Below are 16,446 nucleotides of genomic sequence, written 5' to 3'. Positions count from 1 at the left end.
ATGTGCCCCCTTTATAATAAGCCCTGGCCACCGCCAAAATACGCAAGCCCTCATTCGCCATCTCATTGATATGTTGTGCGAGATCCTGCATCTGAGCCTCGCTGAAATGGCAGAGGTTGGCGATAGCCTCGGGGGCGCCTTTGGCGGCGATAACGTACTCGTCGCTGTCGGGTGATTTCCAGACATGCGAGAGGGCTAGAAGCTCCGGGGATAAGGAATATTCGTGCACCAGGTTCCAATCGCCGTGCAAGTGCTCGGTGTGGGCGAGGTAGTGTAACCCAAGCTCCTTAAACGCCTTCTCCATAGGGTCAAAGGGGTCACGCTCGCTCGCCAGGATGCTGAACTCCACGATCTGGTGAAACTTCTCGGGGAGCGACACGGGCGCGCTATAATCGACTTTATAAAACTCGCCGCCGGTGTAGATATCGCTTACGGTCATGCGGTTAAGCGTGAGTGTGCCTGTTTTGTCCACACAGAGAACAGTTGCCGAACCCAGCGTTTCGACAGCGGGAACGCGCCGTGTAAGCACGCGATTTTGCGAAATACGCCATGCGCCGAGCGCCAGGAATACGACAAGGATGACCGGGATCTCCTCCGGGATGGTCGCCATCGCAAGCGTGATACCCGCAAGAAGTGCATCGAGCCAATTTCCTCTGGTAACTCCGTAAGCTACGACCACAATGATTGCGAGTGAGAGGGCTGCGATCGCCAATGTCTTAACCAGGCCTGCGGTCTTCTCCTGCAACGGCGTCTCCTGGGGCTCAAGCTCGCGCAGCGCCTTTCCGATTTTGCCCATCTCGGTATGAATACCGGTCGCCAGAACCCGGGCTATTCCCTGGCCGGATACGATGAGCGTCCCCGAGTACACAAACGGCAGGTCTTCCCCGCCCGGGCGCGTTATCTCTAATATTCCATCCCAGGGGACTTTCCTGACCGGTACCGATTCCCCGGTTAAAAGCGATTCATCAACGGTGAGGTCGTTGCTAGAGAGCATGACGGCGTCCGCAGGCACGCGATCGCCTTCGGTCAGCACCATACTATCTTCGCGCACGACTTCGCGGCCTGCTATTCGCTCTTCCTTGCCGTCGCGGATAACCAGCGCACGCGGGCTTGAGAGATCACGAAGCGCCTCGAGCGCCCGCTCGGTTTTACGCTCCTGGTAAAAGGTGATTCCCATGACGACAAAAACGAAGCTTAAAAGAAGCACCGCCTCCTCTATATCCCCTACTATCAAATAGATGATACCGCCCGCAACGAGCAGCAAAAACATGGGTTCGCGGACGACTTCGAACGCGATGGCGAAGAGATTGCGCCTTTGTGTTGAAGGAAGTTCGTTGTAGCCCTCTTGCCTGAGCCGGTTGGCGGCGTCGGCGTCGGAAAGACCTTTGATGGATTTGATATCAATGTCATTCAGCATAGTTGCTCTATCCCTGCTGCGATAATTTGTATGAAGCACTCCTGTAAGTTTACCAATAACGATGATAAATGTCCCATACATCGTAAAAACTCGCGTTTAATCGCGTTCAAAATCCGGTTTTATACAGGAAAGCCGGGGAATGATAATGATAGGTACACTATCGTGGTGACCTGCTTGGTACGTGATTAAGGAGGGTATGAGAATGCTAAAGAAACTCAGCACCATTGAGAACACTTCGGGTCTCAAATATGATATGAACTTCCCAGATATTAAAGGCTACAAAGTTCTTGATGTGAACGGGGACGATGTGGGCGAGGTTCTGGATCTGCTGGTAGATACCGATTCCGGCATGGTCAATCATGCCATCGTCGGTTCCGGCTGGTTCGCATCGCTATTTGGCGGGCGCCAGTTCGTTGTTCCGTTTAACCGTATGACCGTAAATCCGGACACCAAGACCGTTATGCTCGATATCAGTCGTAACGAGCTTGAGAGCTTCCCGGATTGGTCGGATATGGACATCAGCGAGCCCAGCTTCTCCGCTAAAATCGCCGACTGGTGGGATAAACTGAGAAAAGCCGCTTAATGGGTAAATAATAATAGGGACATCGTGCGGATGGACCTATTATAGAGCAAGGATGCCTTAGGACCTAAGAGAGGGCTTTGGGCCCTCTCTTAGTTTGATTCCCATTCAGATACTTAGTGCTTAAAGAGCACCCTTATTATAGTTCTTGATCGTATTGTGCCTGCAAACCGAGCCAGAATTCGGCAGAGGTGCCAAAAAACCCAGCAAGCCTCAGTGCGGTATCTGCGGTGATGCTTCGCTTACCGAGGACAATCTCGTTTATCCTTCTCGCCGGTACCCCGATGTTCATGGCGAGCCTGTTCTGGCTCATACCCATAGGCTTGAGAAACTCTTCCAAGAGGACTTCACCGGGATGTACCGAATGTAGCTTTTTTTCATAATCTCCTTTCTAATGGTAGTCTGTTATTTCAATTTCATAGGCGTTCCCGTCCTGCCATACTACGGATTTGCGGAATCTCTCGCCGTCTTCAGAAAATCAAAAAGAGCGCCTATTTTTACAACGGGCGCTCTTTTTAAGATGTATTGCTCCCTAGCTGGCTAAACTAGAAATCGCCATTAATTGCGTTGAGCTCGGCCAGTGTGAAAACCGGGCCGTCTTTGCAGATGAACTTCGAGCCGACGTTGCAGCGGCCGCAAAGGCCTACGCAGCATTGCATCTTACCCTCGAGGGTTGTGACGATCTGCTCCGGCTGGAAACCCATCGCGTTGAGTTCTTGCAGGGTAAATTTGATCATGATCGGGGGACCGCAGATTATCGCGATTGTGTTCTCCGGTGACGGGTTGGCATCTTTTACGAGGGCCGGGACAACGCCGACCTTGCCACCCCAGGAATCATCGCCGCAGTCGACCGTAACGTCGAAAAACATATCCTTTTCGTTCTTCCAGCGCTCGTACTCCCACCTAAAGCAGAGGTCCCCCGGGGTCCTGGCGCCGTAGAACAGATCGATGTGACCGTAGTCGTCGCGCTTATCGAGCGCGTAGTTGAGAACGCTCCTCGCAGGTGCAAGGGCGAAACCGCCGGCGACGAAGACAAGGTTTTTACCCTTCCACTCGTCGAGCGGGAATCCGTTGCCGTAAGGGCCGCGCAGACCGATCTTATCCCCGGGGATAAAGGTGTGGATCATATCCGTGACAACACCGGTGCGCTTGATCGTGAATTCCAAGTAATCCGGTTGTGTCGGCGGCGAGGTGATCGAGATAACCGACTCGCCCGTGCCGAACACCGAAAGCTCGGCGACCTGGCCGGATTTTCTGTTCTGGAATTTCTCCCACTCCTGCTCGTCATCCGGTTTTATCCTGAATGTTTTTATATCCGAGGTCTCATCGCGGACCTCTAAAATGGTAGCCGTTAATGGCAGCATTGTTTTGATTTCGGTCGCACTAGTCATCCGAACCAACTCCCGTCTTGACAGTCTCATCGCTCGGTTGTACATCACACGCCAATGGTTCTACCTGATCTTCACTTGGAAGCTCTTCGGCAAAACCGAGTTCCATTCCGGCGGTTGCACGAAGCGCCGATTTGATGAAGTCACGCAGGTCGTATGAGACCGGGCAGCTTCTGATGCAGCGACCGCAGCCTACGCAATCGATATCGTCATACTTCTCGGGGAAGTAGCTGAATTTATGGAGCATTCTCTGGCGCATACGCTTCCAGTGAAACTCTCTTGGGTTATGGCCGCCCGCAGCGCGGTTGTACTGGAAGAACATGCATGAATCCCAGCCACGGTAACGGTCGCCCGACTTAACGGAACCGTCATCCTTTACGTCGAAGCAGTAGCAGGTCGGGCACACAAACGTGCATGCGCCGCAGCTTAAGCACTTGGCCGTAAGGTTTTGCCAGAAGGCCTCATCGGTAAAGAGGTTGTCGAGTGCTTTTGCATGCGGTACTTCGAGTTTTTCCATCGATGCCGCAACGGTTTCGCCGACCTTCTTAGCGGCGGCCTCATCATCGGCAGATGCATCGCTGAGCGAGCTGGCCGCCTTCAAAAGCTCCTCGCCGGCCTCGGTGAGCGCTTCTACGATGTAGCGCCCGTCCAGATTCATCATCCAGACATCCCCCGTCTTCTCGTCGGGAGCGCCGCCCACTGACGTGCAGAAACAGGTCGAGCAGGCCTTGTCGCAGGCCATCGTTACGAGCGTGGTTTGTTTCCTGCGCTCGGCGTATTTATTCTCCGGCATTACCGGATCAAGAAATGGTTTGTCGGTCAAGGTAAACGACCGTGCGTCGCAGGGACGCAGACCAAAGATGACGGTCTTCGTCTCCTCCTCCGGCGCGTACTCGATCGCGATGCCGTTCTCACCTGTCCTATAGGAGAGGATCTTTTCGATCTGTTTGAATATGATACCTTTAGGTGAAAGATCGGTTCTGGTATCAAACACAGGGGCTTGCCCGGTCTTGATCTGCTTAAACGATGAAGCGCCTTCGACTTCCACCGGAGCGTATACCCCGAAAGAAGCGACTAACGTATCAATCCATGACTGGAGATTTCCAGCGGGTAATATTTTAGTGACCACTTTTCTCTAGCTCCTCCTTACGGAAGGTTTCAAGCGGCGGACGCTCATCCACCTTTTCCCCCACATTAAAGTTAAATAGTTTCTTTACGGCCTTGCCTACCTGCTGGTGAAGCAGCGTGAGCGGAATCCCCATCGGGCAGGCACGCTCGCATGCGCCGCACTCGATGCATCTGCCGGCTACGTGCATGGCCCTCTGGGCGTGGAACATGAGTGCTTCCTTTGAATCCCAGGTCACATGTTGCCATCTCTCACGAAGCGACTGCACCGCACAGTTATCACGGCAGTAGCACGCCGGGCATGACTCGCGGCATGCGTAGCAGCGGATGCAACGATCGAATTCTTTTGTCCAAAACGCGGCCCACCACGCGGCGTCGGCATCCTCCGGAACAACGGATTGCGCCTGGCCTTGCGGCGGCTGGACCGCATCTCCTACCATAACATCGCTGAAGGTCGTATCCGTTTGGCTGCAGGACGTACACTTATTCATGACGACCTCCGCAAACGGTACCCGTTTCGCCTCTCCGCCGATCTCGACGACTACGGTGTCGCCATCAAGGTATGCGGCTGTCGCATCGTCTATCGACCCGACGGCCTTCTCAAGCTTGACCGGGTCGACGATACCGCGACATGCAACACCTACCACGTAGATGTTCTCACGGGCGATTTTGCCTTCGGCGAGAAGCGCCACGATGGAACCCGCCTCACAGGGCTTGGACATGATCGCGGTCTTTTCATTCATCCTCGGCAGGTAAACTGCCAGGTTGTTGAAGCAGAACGGGTTAAAGACGAATTTATCCGCCGTTTCTTTATCGCGGGCGAAAAGCGGTGTCGCTTTTGCCGGGTTCCAACCCGAACCCCACCCGATAACAGCGGTTACTTCCTCTTTTCCCAAGAGTTCTATAGCTTTTTCTCGTAATTGCGTTTGAAGTTTCTCCATATTAGGCCTCGACCTACTCTCCCGCCTTCTCTATCTCTGCAACCGTCGCCGGGTCGAGATTCGAGAAGACACTAGGGTTGAATTTGCCGATTTTCTGCAAGACCTGGACGAAGTCATCGACTTCCTCTTTCAGCTCTTTACCTTCGGAGGCCGCGATCCAGGTGTACCTGAACCTGTCCGGCTCGATGCCTAATACCGGCAGTATCTCGTTAAACAATGCCAGGCGCCGCCTGGCGTAGTAATTGCCCTCTCTATAGTGGCAATCACCGGGGTGTCAGCCGGAGACCATGACCCCGTCTGCGCCGTCAAGCAATGCTTTCAGCGCGAAGAGTGGGTCCATCCGGCCCGTACAGGGAATCCTTGCAATCCTGAGATCCGCCGGATAGCTCAGGCGAAGGTTTCCCGCCAGGTCTGCACCGGCGTAGCTGCACCAGTTGCAGAAAAATCCGATTATCTTGTACTTCTCATTCTCTACCACTGTAATACCGCCTCTATCGATTTTAATATCTGTTCATCAGTTACGCCCTTGAGCTGGGCTGCACCCGGACGGCACGCCGCCGAACAGGTCCCGCACCCCTGGCACATGGCCTCGTTTACCTTAGCGAACTTCTTGCCTCTGAACTCTTCCATGGTGATCGCCGAATACGGGCATACGCTTACGCATGCGCCGCAGGCCACGCAGACCATCGGGTCGATGGTTGCGACCATCGGGTCGCTCATCAGGACATCGTTCGAGAACAACACACCGACTTTGGCGGCGACCGCACCGGCGGTGGCTACCGTATCGGGGATATCGCGCGGCGACAGAGTCGCTCCACAGGCGAAGACGCCCTCGCGTGGAACCTCGACCGGTTTCAGCTTCGGGTGAACCTCGCTGATGAAGCCGTAGGCGTCTGTCGTTATACCGATGGTGTTGGCAAGCTCTACGCTATCCTCGCGGGGAATGGAGCCTGTCGCCAGGATAACCATGTCCGCCGCCATCTCGATCGGCATGCCGGCCAACGTGTCTGCCGCCTTTATAATCATATGGCCGTCTTCCTCGTAGATGCGCGATACCCGGCCGCGGACGTAGTTGGCGCCGTATTCGCGCTGGGCGCGTAACACAAACTCCTCGTAGCCCTTACCTGCGGCCCTGATATCCATATAGAAGACGTATACTTCGGCGTCCGGCACCTTCTCGCGAACAAGAATGGTATGCTTCGCCGTATACATGCAACAAATCCTCGAGCAATACGGCACGCCCTTGGCCTCGTCACGCGAACCCACGCACTGGATGAAGACCACGCGCTTTGGCTTCTCGCCGTTGGATGGGCGAACGATTTTGCCTTCGGTCGGGCCGGATGAGTTGACCATCCGCTCGAAATCGAGACCGGTGATGACATCCGGGAGTTCCCCGCCGCCGTACTCGCCGTACTTGCTGTGATCGAACAGGTTGAAGCCGGTCGCGACGACGATGGCACCGAAGGTCTCGTTGATAAGCTCATCCTGCATATCGTAATCGATGGCGCCCTGCGCGCAAGCCCTCTTGCATGCGCCGCATTTGCGTTTCGGGGCCTTCTCGCCCTCTTTGACCTCGACTGTCGCCGGGTCGGGCGAGTTCAGGTATTGACACGTTTCTTTCTCTATAACAGGAACTTTCGGGACCGCCTGCGCAAACGGAACGTAAATCGCCCCGCGCGGCGCCCTGTCGTTCTCAAATTTATTTTTAAGCTTCTTCTTTAACGGGCACTTGCCTATGCACTCGAGGCACCCAGTACAAACCTTCTCGTCGACAAAACGAGCCTTTTTACGGATGGTCACGTTAAAGTTGCCGACATACCCGTTGACCGTCTCGACCTCGGAGTAGGTATAGAGTTTGATGTTTGGATGTTGTGCGATATCGACCATCCTCGGTGAGAGGATACACGCCGAGCAGTCGAGCGTCGGGAAGGTCTTATCGAGCTGGGCCATACGCCCGCCGATTGACGGCTCCCTTTCGACCATGACGACTTCGTATCCCATACCGGCGATATCGAGCGATGCCTGAATGCCGGCGATGCCGCCGCCGATGACCAGCGCGCGCTTCGTTACCGGGACTTGACCCGGTGTAAGCGGCTTGGCGAACGTTACTTTACCGACCGCGGCTTTGATCAAATCGAACGCCTTCTCGGTGGCCTCTTCCCTATCCGCCGTTACCCAAGAGACGTGCTCGCGAAGGTTTGCGATGTCCAGCATGTAGGCATTAAGGCCCGCCTGCTGGACGGTTTTCCGAAATGTGTTCTCGTGCATCTTCGGCGAGCAGGAGCCGATGACCACACGGTCGAGCTTGTTCTCCTTGATCGCCTCGGCGATGACTTTCTGCCCCGCCTCGGAGCAAGAATATTTTTGGTGGCTGGTATATACCACGCCTGGAAGATTGATCGCTTCTTCCGCGACCTTTGCGACATCCACCTTGCCGGCGATATTCGCGCCGCAATGACAGATAAATACTCCAACTCTCGCCATACTAACCAACTACCTTTTCTGTTTGCCGCGCTTTGGCAATAAGCTTGTAGACGCCCTCGTCCATAGCAAGCTTGCCTTTATCGACACCCAGGGCGGCACCTAAAAGTTGTGTGAAATATACTACCGGAATACTGCGCTTCAAACCAAATTTTTGCTGCAACAGAGCGTGCCTCGGTGCAACGTTCGTTTGGCACATCGGGCACGCTGTAACAATGATGTCGGCGCCGCCCCTGTCGGCAGCGTTCAGGATTTTTGTGACCAGACTTAACGTCATGTTCTTGTCTACCATGACATATGCATTGCCACAGCAGTCTGTTTTATGTGACCACTTAACCGGCGTTGCGCCGGCAACTTCCATGATCTTATCCATGGAAACAGGATTTTCGGGATCATCGAACTTGGCTACTTCCGGTGGACGTACCAGAAGGCATCCATAATATGATGCGACTTTTAATCCCTCGAGAGGATTCTTGACTTTGCCTTCAAAATCACCGTTCTGAAGCGCGCGATAGACCGCTTCGACGGCGGAGACCACGTTGACGCTTCCGGGCAGGTACTCAAAACCGGCGTCCTTTAAAACGGCCCTCTCAGGTCCTTCGTGTTCGAGCTCGATCATAGCTTCTTTAAGCGTTAAAGAGCATGATGCGCACGGGGCCATGATGTCGCCGATTTCGCTTGCCAGAACAAGGTTTCTTCCGGCAACCGCAGCCGCCATGCCGCGGTCGACTTTGTGTGCCTGCGATGAGCCGCAGCACGACCAATCTGGGATCTCTGTAAGCCCGAGGTCGAGCTTATTGAATACCCCGCGAACCGAAGTATCATACTCCTTGGCGCTCGTCTCAAGCGAGCAGCCGGGGTAATAAGCATATTTCGTCATTACTTATCCCCCTTCTTAAGATTGTACTTAAAGAGCTTTTGGAACTTGTCTAAGCCCTTGATTTTATGTGCCGAAACCGGGAACTTGCCCTGGAGGAACATCGGTATACCCATATCGAGATCACCGAGATAATCTCCTGTCGCCATCTTCATTTTAACGGCGAGAGGCAGTTCATGCATGCGACCGTTCTGCTTGATCGACTCTACGAATGTTTCACGCAGCACCGATGCAGGCTTGCTTGCGATTTGACCCGTGCGTTTCGAAATGTGCGCCGCCGCCTCGCAAACCTTGGCGGGATCGACGCTGTTAGGACAACGGGTATAGCAGGTTCCGCAAGAGACGCAGTTCCATATCATCTTCGACTGCAATAGCGCCCTACTACCCAACTGTGCCAGACGCATGACCACGTGTGGTGGGATGTCCTGGTATGGAGCAACCGGACAACCCGCACTGCACTTACCGCAAAGGTAGCACATTGAGAGCTTTTGCCCGGATCGCTCTTCGATCTCTTTCTTTAAATCCATGTCGATGGATTTAAGCTGCCCAGATACAGCCAAGCTAATAACCTTCTTTCCGCTCGAGAGTTTTTTTGTTACTGATTAAACTGTTTTTCGCTATATGTTTGCCTATATGTTAGATTGTGAATTTAGACACAATCGACGCACATTAACAAAGACAGACTTGTGGCCTGTCTTTCGCCTTACGTTATGTAATTTTAAAGACTCAAAAGTTTGTAACTCGTAGTAACTTGCTCTACTATAGCTCCCAGCTAGCATTAGTATTAACCAATATTTAGCAAAAATCAATATATTTCATGTTAAATCTGCTAACTTTTTTAGATGTGATACCACTTGGCATGTAAGCAAGCAAGTTATCCGATTATTCATGCTGGCCTGCCCGTACATATCGGCATAAAATCGATAAAAAAAAGAGGCCGTAGCCTCTTTTTAATTATTATTTGGTTACGATTAAGCAGTTGCTTCGGCTTCTTTCGGCTCCTCTTCCTTCTTAGCGGCCTTTGCCTTTGGAACCTTGATGTCTTCGATCCTTATCTTTGAGAGATATGAACGATGACCGTTTTTGCGGCGGTAATTTTTCTTGGCTTTGTATTTAAAGACGATAACCTTGTCTCCCCTGAAATGCTCGATGACCGAGGCAACGACTTTTACTTTATCAAGACCGCTCGCCGTAACGTGGTCGTCGCGGAGCATGATAACGTCCTCGATGTCGAACTTATCGCCGGGGTTACCTTTTACCTGGTCAACTACCAGCTCATCGCCCTTACTTACCTTATATTGTGTTCCACCGCATCTTATGATGGCATACATAGCAATCCTCCTTAGCAACAAGCATTGATGATAGCATGTGAAAGAGCACGTGTCAACACATTAGAAGCTCAATCGGGCAACCGCTGCCCTTAGTAAGCTTTAACAACGAGCACCGGACATGGTGCGTTGCCGATCACCTTTTCGGTAACGCTTCCCATGAGAAGACGGCGCAAGCCTGTACGACCATGGCTTCCCATGAAGACAACATCGGCCTTAAGTTTATACGCCATTTCAATGATTTTCTCATGGGAGTCACCCTCTCTGACAAAGGTCTCTGCCTTAATCCCTGAACGCTTTGCCTGCTCTTCAACGTTTTTCGTCATTTGTCGGGCTTTTTCTACCATTTGTTCGACGACACCCAGTGCATCGCCATAAGCTTCAATGGGGATGTCCACAACAGAGAGCACCTTAAGTTCGCCGTTATAGGCCTGGGCCACTTGTATCGCTCTCCTTGCAGCAAGCTCGCTATGTTTTGAGCCGTCAACGGCAAGTAAGATACGTTCACACCTGATGGTGCTGTCGTGCGGCATAACAAGCACATCTATAGGGCTGTAGCCGATAACGCGGGCCGTGACGCTCCCCATGAAAGCCCGCTCAAGGTTGTCCAGACCCCTTCTGCCCATAATTATTAGGTCGCAGTCTTTTGCTTCGGCAACATCGATTATGGCTTCGTGGATGCCGCCCTCCCCAAGCACGGTTTCGATCTGTATTCCTTCCTCTTTGGCAATCTCACTTGCATCTGAAAGAATTTTCTCTGCAAAATCCCTAAAGATTCCCTTTATATTCTTAACGAGGCCAAGCTCCAGTTCTCCCTCGTAAGATGGGGGCACGGTCATGACTGTGATCCTGCAATCCCCTTTTTTCGAATACTCGATGGTACGTTTAAGTGCATTTTTACTCGAATCTGAACCATCGACGGCTATTAAGATATTTGTAATCCTCTGCATAGTTAATCGTTTATCCATAGTTATGACTTCCTTACTGGCTTTTTTTGCAGCCGTCACAGCCAGCGATCGACCTCACTTGCATCTTAGCTGGGTTATCGCAAGTGAAGTGCGCTGGGTGATAGTGCCGGTGACTACGCTTTCTTGAAGACCAGGCTGATGCCGAAGCCTACGATAAGCGCTATTGTTATGGACAGCACACCGTATAAGGCCCCGTTTTTGTTTGCCATGTTACCGGTAGCCTTCACAAACCCATCCCGCTTAACAGAAATGCTCGCCTCAGTCTTTCCAATAACCTTACCGTGTTTGACCTCGTACACGGTTACCATGTATTTCCCGGGAGGTGCTTGAAACGGCCAATCAATAGTTGTGTTATACAGTTCCTCGCCCCCGTTTTTAGTCGTAGAGATCCTGCCGGAGGAGATACCGTACAAACCCGATGCTTCCTTGAATTTTACAAACTCCTTAAACCACCTGCTTTTCTCTCTATCTTCCCTTATTGGCGCTATGCTTATGTACTTCTCCATAGCTGGATAACCGACTACATACTTATCCGCCTCTTCCTTGGTAATGATATCTTTTATATTCCTTGTGCTATATAAAAGATAAAGGTTGGGCACATGCTCAAACTTTAACTCTCTGGTATTCATCCAGAAGACCCCTACCTTACCCTTTTCCCTAAGCTTGCTCTCACCCTCGGGAGAAGTGATTTTCATGATCACATCTGTTCCAGGATCGGTATCGCCGCTGATTTTTATGCTGCTGCCGTGATAAAACGCATCTATCTCGATGCGGCTTTGGTTTGTGGCTACGTTTAGCTGTGCAAAAGCTATGCCCGAGAATATGAATAACGCGGACAGTACCGTAAGAACGGTAACCGCGATCGCTTTTAATGTAAACCTTGAATTGTGCATCTACGATCCCCTTCGTGCGCTAAAGCGCCAGGCGAATTGATGGACTCAACGTGAGTTCGGATAGGATCTTTATGCCTACCGCTAGAATTAGAAAAGCCAGTAGTATTTTTAGCTGTTCCGCATCCAGTTTCTTGCTGAGCATGGTTCCAAGTTGAGCGCCAACACTTGAGCCGATCAACATAATCAACGCAAGAGTAAAGTCGACTGTATGGTTTGTATAAGCCGACAGGAACGTTACTTCGATTACCGTGAACAATATTTGAAACAAACTCGTGCCGATCACGACGAGTATCGGCATATCGAGGAGGTACAGCATGATAGGAACCATAATAAACCCCCCGCCGACCCCCATAATCGCGGCGAGTATCCCCACCAATATGCCAAGAATTACAGGCAGTAATGCGGAGTGCCTTACCCCCGATTTTGGAAAATCCGTCTGAAACGGTAAGGATTTGAGAGACTTTTTAAATCCAGATTCTTTCTTGGGCGCCTCGGCGTTTTCGCCCATCCGTGCTTTTCTCATACTCTGCAGCGCTTCAGCCATCATATAGCCGCCAACCGTTAACGGAATCAAAACATAGGTGAGCTTGATTATAAAGTCTGCGTTGCCGAGCGCTTTCAGCACCGCTATAGCGTAAACCCCGAATATCCCGCCTATAAAGCTTCCGATAAGTAGATAGGCGCCCATCTTGAAATCGACGTGTCCAAGTTTCCAGTGAGTATATGTGCCGGAAGCTGATGCGGCCACCATCTGGTTTGCGCCAGACGCTGCGGCCACGGTAGGGGGAATTCCAAGCATCATTAGGATTGGAGTTATTAGGAAACCACCACCTACACCAAATAGGCCGGATAGTAACCCGATACTCAAGCCAACGCCCAGGATAATCATCGTATTAACACTGGTAAGTGCGACAGGTAAATAGAGGAACATTATTCAAGAACTCCCTTTTGAACTAGTTGAATGCGAATATTTCCTGTTAATAGCTTGAAGCTATCGCCGGGCGTTCTTACCGCGTGTTTGTTCGTTGCTTTAGATATGCAGTACCTTTCCCTTTGTTTTGATACTTGCTTAAATCGACCTTCTTCGATTCCTCTGCCGTTGATTCTGACTCAGCCATGATCTGCCTGGCCGTTTCAAGCTCCCCCGCCTCTGCGAAGGTAACCGCAACCATGGTGTCTTCAAAATTACTAAAAAACCTTTTAATCCCTTTCATTTTTCCTCCTTCTCGCCACGTTAGCGTTCCCGTGAAAACTGCTTAATTTAATTTGACCACTTACCAGGGGATATAGCATCGGTGCGAGTGCCATACTTCGGGTACAAAAATTAGTAGCGTGCGTTTATGGATATCTATTTGCAGTAGTTACGAATTCCATAGCACACCAATTACTGATTACCTTGTAGCGGATAAGGGGATTTACCAATATAGTATGAAAGTGGTTATTGATAGTCACATAGGTCGTCGGCCGGGACCGGCCGGGTGGGCATCAAGCAGGAATGACGACTACGATGGCTGTACCGTCACCTGGGCTGGATTGTATATCGAAAGTGCCGCCCACGAGACGAGCCCTCGTCTTCATCCCATCTACCCCAAGTTTACCCATGCGGGATAGTTCTCCGAGGCTCGCGGGTAGTTCAAACCCCTTACCATTATCAATAATGTTGATAATGGTCTCTTTTTCTTCAAAATCGACAGTAATCCATACCTCTGTGGCCTCCGCATGTTTCGCGATATTCCTCAGCGCCTCCTGGATAATGCGGAATAGAGTTACTTCTATTTCAGGAGAGAACTCCTTTTCTTCACCTATCACCGTTAGGGTTGCGGCTATCCCGTGCTCGGTTTTAAACTGTCCCACCAGCCACTCAACGGCAGCAAGAATGCCTAACTCGTCTATAATCGATGGTCGCAAATCTCTGCTTATCTGGCGTATCTCTTGCAATACGTCTTTTAGCCGGGTTTTGTAATCGCATAAGAGTTTCAGCCTTTCAGGTGAGAGTTGCGTATCCTCTTCGCAGAATCTCTCCAAAGAGCGAATCGTGGCTATGAGGCTTTGGGCGGTGCTATCGTGCAGATCGCGGGAGATACGCTGTCGCTCCTCCTCATGCGCCCTGGTAACCTGACGAAGGTAGAAACTTTGATTTTCTTGCATTCTCACTTCTTTTGTTATGTCTCTGCCGATAAATTGGATACCATCGGGATGACCGTTACTTGAGATTGGATTTGCGGTCAGCATAACATAGGCCTTGCTTCCATCTTTTTTAACGATTACTTGCCTGTAGGGTTCGTGCCCCTCATCGCCGTTCAAGAGGTTTCTTTGTATCGCTTTGGACAGGACCAGGTCCTCGTGCGAGAAAAACTGCTGGCTACCCATCCCGATAAGCGCCTGCAAATCATATCCGAAAAGCTCGGCCGCAGCCAGGTTGGCCGCAATAACGTTACCCGATAGATTCTGCACCCAGATGGCGTCCTGGGCGCTTTCAAAAAGCTGCTGATACTTTCTGTTGGACAGCTCGAGTTTCTCCTTGGTTACTTCAAGCTGTTTCTCTTGACTTCTGTAATGCGCCGACCCGAAAGGCACAAGGCTTCCGATAAGGGTGACAACGATGGTTTCCAAAAGCGCCGAACTCTCAAACGCGGAGAAGAAAAGGGCGCGCGGTATCATGGCCAGAAAAGCGGCTATTACGGTGATGAACCCGCCCTTTGAACCGAATATCAGGCTGCTAAGTGCAATAGGTACGAGGTAGAGCATACGGTCAACGGTATGCCTGGTTATACCCAGGGGCAAATCGGGCAACGAGAAGAGCCGGAAGCTGGTCAAATTATCGTAATAATGCAAGGTTATCAAAACGAAGATGCTCAGTATCGACCAGAATTGCGGATCGGCAAGGAGGCGAACTTGCCGTCCACCCTGCGTGTTGTCGATCTTTTTAAACATAGTGTTCATGATTTATTACGGCTAATCTAAGCCTATCCAGCCTTTTTTAAGAGCTAACACGACCGCTTCGGTGCGGGAGCTAACACCCAGCTTGTTGAATACATGTCCTAAATGCGCCTCAACGGTATGAACGGTTACATGTAGCTGATCGGCAATTTCCTTGTTGCTCTTGCCTTGGGATGCTAACTCAAGCGTCTCGATCTCTCTATCAGTGAGTAACTCAAAGGATCGCGGGTCCTGGTTGTTGCCGTTAGTCCTCAATCGCTCCATAACCTTGCGGGCAATTGCGGGCGCCAATACGGAGTCTCCGCTGCTTACGCGGCGAATACTGTCTTTTAATTCCTCTCCATCAATATCCTTAAGCAGATAACCGGCGGCCCCGGCTTCGATAAGCGAAAAAATATATTGGTCGACATCGTAAGCGCTAAGAACGAGTATCGGCACCTTGATATTCATTGCCTTGATCTTTTTTGTGGCTTTAATCCCATTCAGTTTAGGCATAGCCACATCGGTAATGATAATATCCGGCTTTAACTCCTGTGCTAAAGTTATAAGCTGCTCCCCGTCCCCTGCTTCGCCTATTACTTCCAAATCATCTTCCTTTTCCAGGTATTCCCGCAAGCTTTGTCTTACAAGCACATGGTCTTCAGCAAGCAAAATCTTTATCTTATTCATAATGTCTTAATTATAGTCCTGAATGTAGTTAATTTATATTCAGGTTGCGCCTATTACATCATCAGTATTCTCCGGGATATCGTGTAGTTAAAACCACTAATAACTATCCCCTCAAGCAGTTCTCCGGTGCAGGATTGATAGTTTATTGTTAACGCTTAAGAATGATGGCCTATTTATACACGGCAAATAGCACGCCCATTTGCAGCGGCGTCGCATCGCCTTTGATCAGCGGGTGCGTTTCGTCGTTCTTTATATCGTAGTAATAGAAGTAAGCGCCGGGGTTTTTGGCGGTGGCTTGTATGGCGCAGAATACGATGCTCGTGTTATCTGGGGCCCATAAGGGTACAAGGCTATCATATCGGGGCAAATCCGTGATGCGTTTTGCGGCCGCACCGCCGGCGGTGGCGACATAGAGCTGCATCCCGTATCTGCCCTCGACCTTTGAGAAAACGACTCGCTTACTATCGGTAGACCAGGCAACCAGGCTTGAAGGAAGCCTGTCTTTTGTCACTTGTTGCATGCCGGCGCGTTTCGATATCTTCCATATCTCCCAGGTGAGCTTTGATGTACCTGGATTCGACTTATCTGCCTTTTCCTTGCCTGTCGCGCTGTCCAGCCGCGTAGGACGAACAACGTTAAGGTCGCCATCCGGGTCAAATGCTTTGAGGAGAGCGTTTTTCGCCACGACAGCGACTTTTCTCGTTGTTAAATCAACCTTCAGGAGGGTGTTCGCGGCCTCGCTGCCGCCGCTTGCATATACGGCGAGCTGTTTCCCGTTCGGGTACCATCCTAAAACGGCGCACGGAACTGATCTAAACTACCCAAAACCGAACGATATC

Annotated in this window: 17 protein-coding genes and 1 pseudogene; 1 reads left to right on the top strand and 17 read right to left on the bottom strand. The window is 51.2% G+C overall.

What is annotated here, in order from left to right:
• Window positions 1-1,417 (bottom strand): cation-translocating P-type ATPase (locus tag ACYC56_RS05255; protein WP_461373131.1); only part of this gene is annotated, 1,417 nt, incomplete at its 3' end.
• A 202-nt stretch (window positions 1,418-1,619) separates the two neighbouring features.
• On the opposite strand from ACYC56_RS05255, the gene ACYC56_RS05250 reads away from it, so the two are divergent.
• Window positions 1,620-2,000: a PRC-barrel domain-containing protein gene (locus ACYC56_RS05250; RefSeq protein ID WP_461373128.1), complete on the top strand. Its 381-nt coding sequence runs from the start codon at window positions 1,620-1,622 to the stop codon at window positions 1,998-2,000.
• A 136-nt stretch (window positions 2,001-2,136) separates the two neighbouring features.
• On the opposite strand, the pseudogene ACYC56_RS05245 reads toward ACYC56_RS05250, so the two are convergent.
• The 16 genes and pseudogenes from ACYC56_RS05245 to ACYC56_RS05170 form a co-directional block, all read right to left on the bottom strand.
• Window positions 2,137-2,373, bottom strand: a pseudogene (locus tag ACYC56_RS05245) (HigA family addiction module antitoxin); the annotation flags it as partial.
• 169 nt (window positions 2,374-2,542) lie between these two features.
• The gene (locus ACYC56_RS05240; protein WP_461373127.1) at window positions 2,543-3,388 is read right to left on the bottom strand and encodes an FAD/NAD(P)-binding protein; all 846 of its coding nucleotides are present in this window, start codon (window positions 3,386-3,388) and stop codon (window positions 2,543-2,545) included.
• Window positions 3,381-4,514: a 4Fe-4S dicluster domain-containing protein gene (locus tag ACYC56_RS05235; RefSeq protein WP_461373126.1), complete on the bottom strand. Its 1,134-nt coding sequence runs from the start codon at window positions 4,512-4,514 to the stop codon at window positions 3,381-3,383. The genes ACYC56_RS05240 and ACYC56_RS05235 overlap by 8 nt, the downstream gene beginning before the upstream one ends.
• Window positions 4,504-5,451: a 4Fe-4S dicluster domain-containing protein gene (locus ACYC56_RS05230; RefSeq protein ID WP_461373125.1), complete on the bottom strand. Its 948-nt coding sequence runs from the start codon at window positions 5,449-5,451 to the stop codon at window positions 4,504-4,506. Before ACYC56_RS05230 ends, ACYC56_RS05235 begins: the two co-directional genes overlap by 11 nt.
• 13 nt (window positions 5,452-5,464) lie before the next feature.
• Window positions 5,465-5,929 carry a hydrogenase iron-sulfur subunit gene (locus ACYC56_RS05225; RefSeq protein ID WP_461373124.1) on the bottom strand — a complete coding sequence of 155 codons (465 nt, stop codon included), beginning with the start codon at window positions 5,927-5,929 and terminating at the stop codon, window positions 5,465-5,467.
• The gene (locus ACYC56_RS05220; RefSeq protein ID WP_461373123.1) at window positions 5,923-7,935 is read right to left on the bottom strand and encodes a 4Fe-4S dicluster domain-containing protein; all 2,013 of its coding nucleotides are present in this window, start codon (window positions 7,933-7,935) and stop codon (window positions 5,923-5,925) included. The genes ACYC56_RS05225 and ACYC56_RS05220 overlap by 7 nt, the downstream gene beginning before the upstream one ends.
• 1 nt (window position 7,936) lies before the next feature.
• On the bottom strand, window positions 7,937-8,812 hold the full coding sequence (locus ACYC56_RS05215; RefSeq protein WP_461373122.1) for a CoB--CoM heterodisulfide reductase iron-sulfur subunit B family protein: 876 nt from the start codon (window positions 8,810-8,812) through the stop codon (window positions 7,937-7,939).
• The gene (locus ACYC56_RS05210) at window positions 8,812-9,369 is read right to left on the bottom strand and encodes a 4Fe-4S dicluster domain-containing protein (protein WP_461373121.1); all 558 of its coding nucleotides are present in this window, start codon (window positions 9,367-9,369) and stop codon (window positions 8,812-8,814) included. The genes ACYC56_RS05215 and ACYC56_RS05210 overlap by 1 nt, the downstream gene beginning before the upstream one ends.
• Before the next feature lie 411 nt (window positions 9,370-9,780).
• Window positions 9,781-10,140: a 50S ribosomal protein L21 gene (gene rplU, locus ACYC56_RS05205; protein WP_461373120.1), complete on the bottom strand. Its 360-nt coding sequence runs from the start codon at window positions 10,138-10,140 to the stop codon at window positions 9,781-9,783.
• Between the two features lie 89 nt (window positions 10,141-10,229).
• Window positions 10,230-11,105 (bottom strand): universal stress protein, encoded by an 876-nt coding sequence (locus tag ACYC56_RS05200; RefSeq protein ID WP_461373119.1) that lies wholly within the window; start codon window positions 11,103-11,105, stop codon window positions 10,230-10,232.
• Window positions 11,106-11,218: 113 nt separating this feature from the next.
• Window positions 11,219-11,998, bottom strand: coding sequence for a TIGR02186 family protein (locus ACYC56_RS05195; RefSeq protein WP_461373118.1), 780 nt, complete (start codon window positions 11,996-11,998; stop codon window positions 11,219-11,221).
• 19 nt (window positions 11,999-12,017) lie between these two features.
• Window positions 12,018-12,929 carry a sulfite exporter TauE/SafE family protein gene (locus ACYC56_RS05190; RefSeq protein WP_461373117.1) on the bottom strand — a complete coding sequence of 304 codons (912 nt, stop codon included), beginning with the start codon at window positions 12,927-12,929 and terminating at the stop codon, window positions 12,018-12,020.
• Between the two features lie 76 nt (window positions 12,930-13,005).
• Window positions 13,006-13,212, bottom strand: coding sequence for a hypothetical protein (locus ACYC56_RS05185; RefSeq protein ID WP_461373116.1), 207 nt, complete (start codon window positions 13,210-13,212; stop codon window positions 13,006-13,008).
• Window positions 13,213-13,483: 271 nt separating this feature from the next.
• A complete protein-coding gene (locus tag ACYC56_RS05180; protein WP_461373115.1) occupies window positions 13,484-14,941 on the bottom strand; it encodes a sensor histidine kinase in 1,458 nt (485 codons plus the stop codon).
• Between the two features lie 12 nt (window positions 14,942-14,953).
• Window positions 14,954-15,607, bottom strand: coding sequence for a response regulator (locus ACYC56_RS05175; protein WP_461373114.1), 654 nt, complete (start codon window positions 15,605-15,607; stop codon window positions 14,954-14,956).
• A 169-nt stretch (window positions 15,608-15,776) separates the two neighbouring features.
• A complete protein-coding gene (locus ACYC56_RS05170; protein ID WP_461373113.1) occupies window positions 15,777-16,292 on the bottom strand; it encodes a TolB family protein in 516 nt (171 codons plus the stop codon).
• Window positions 16,293-16,446: the final 154 nt, after the last annotated feature.

The organism is Candidatus Aquicultor sp. (assembly GCF_054640775.1).
This window is presented reverse-complemented; position numbering and strand designations above follow the sequence as displayed.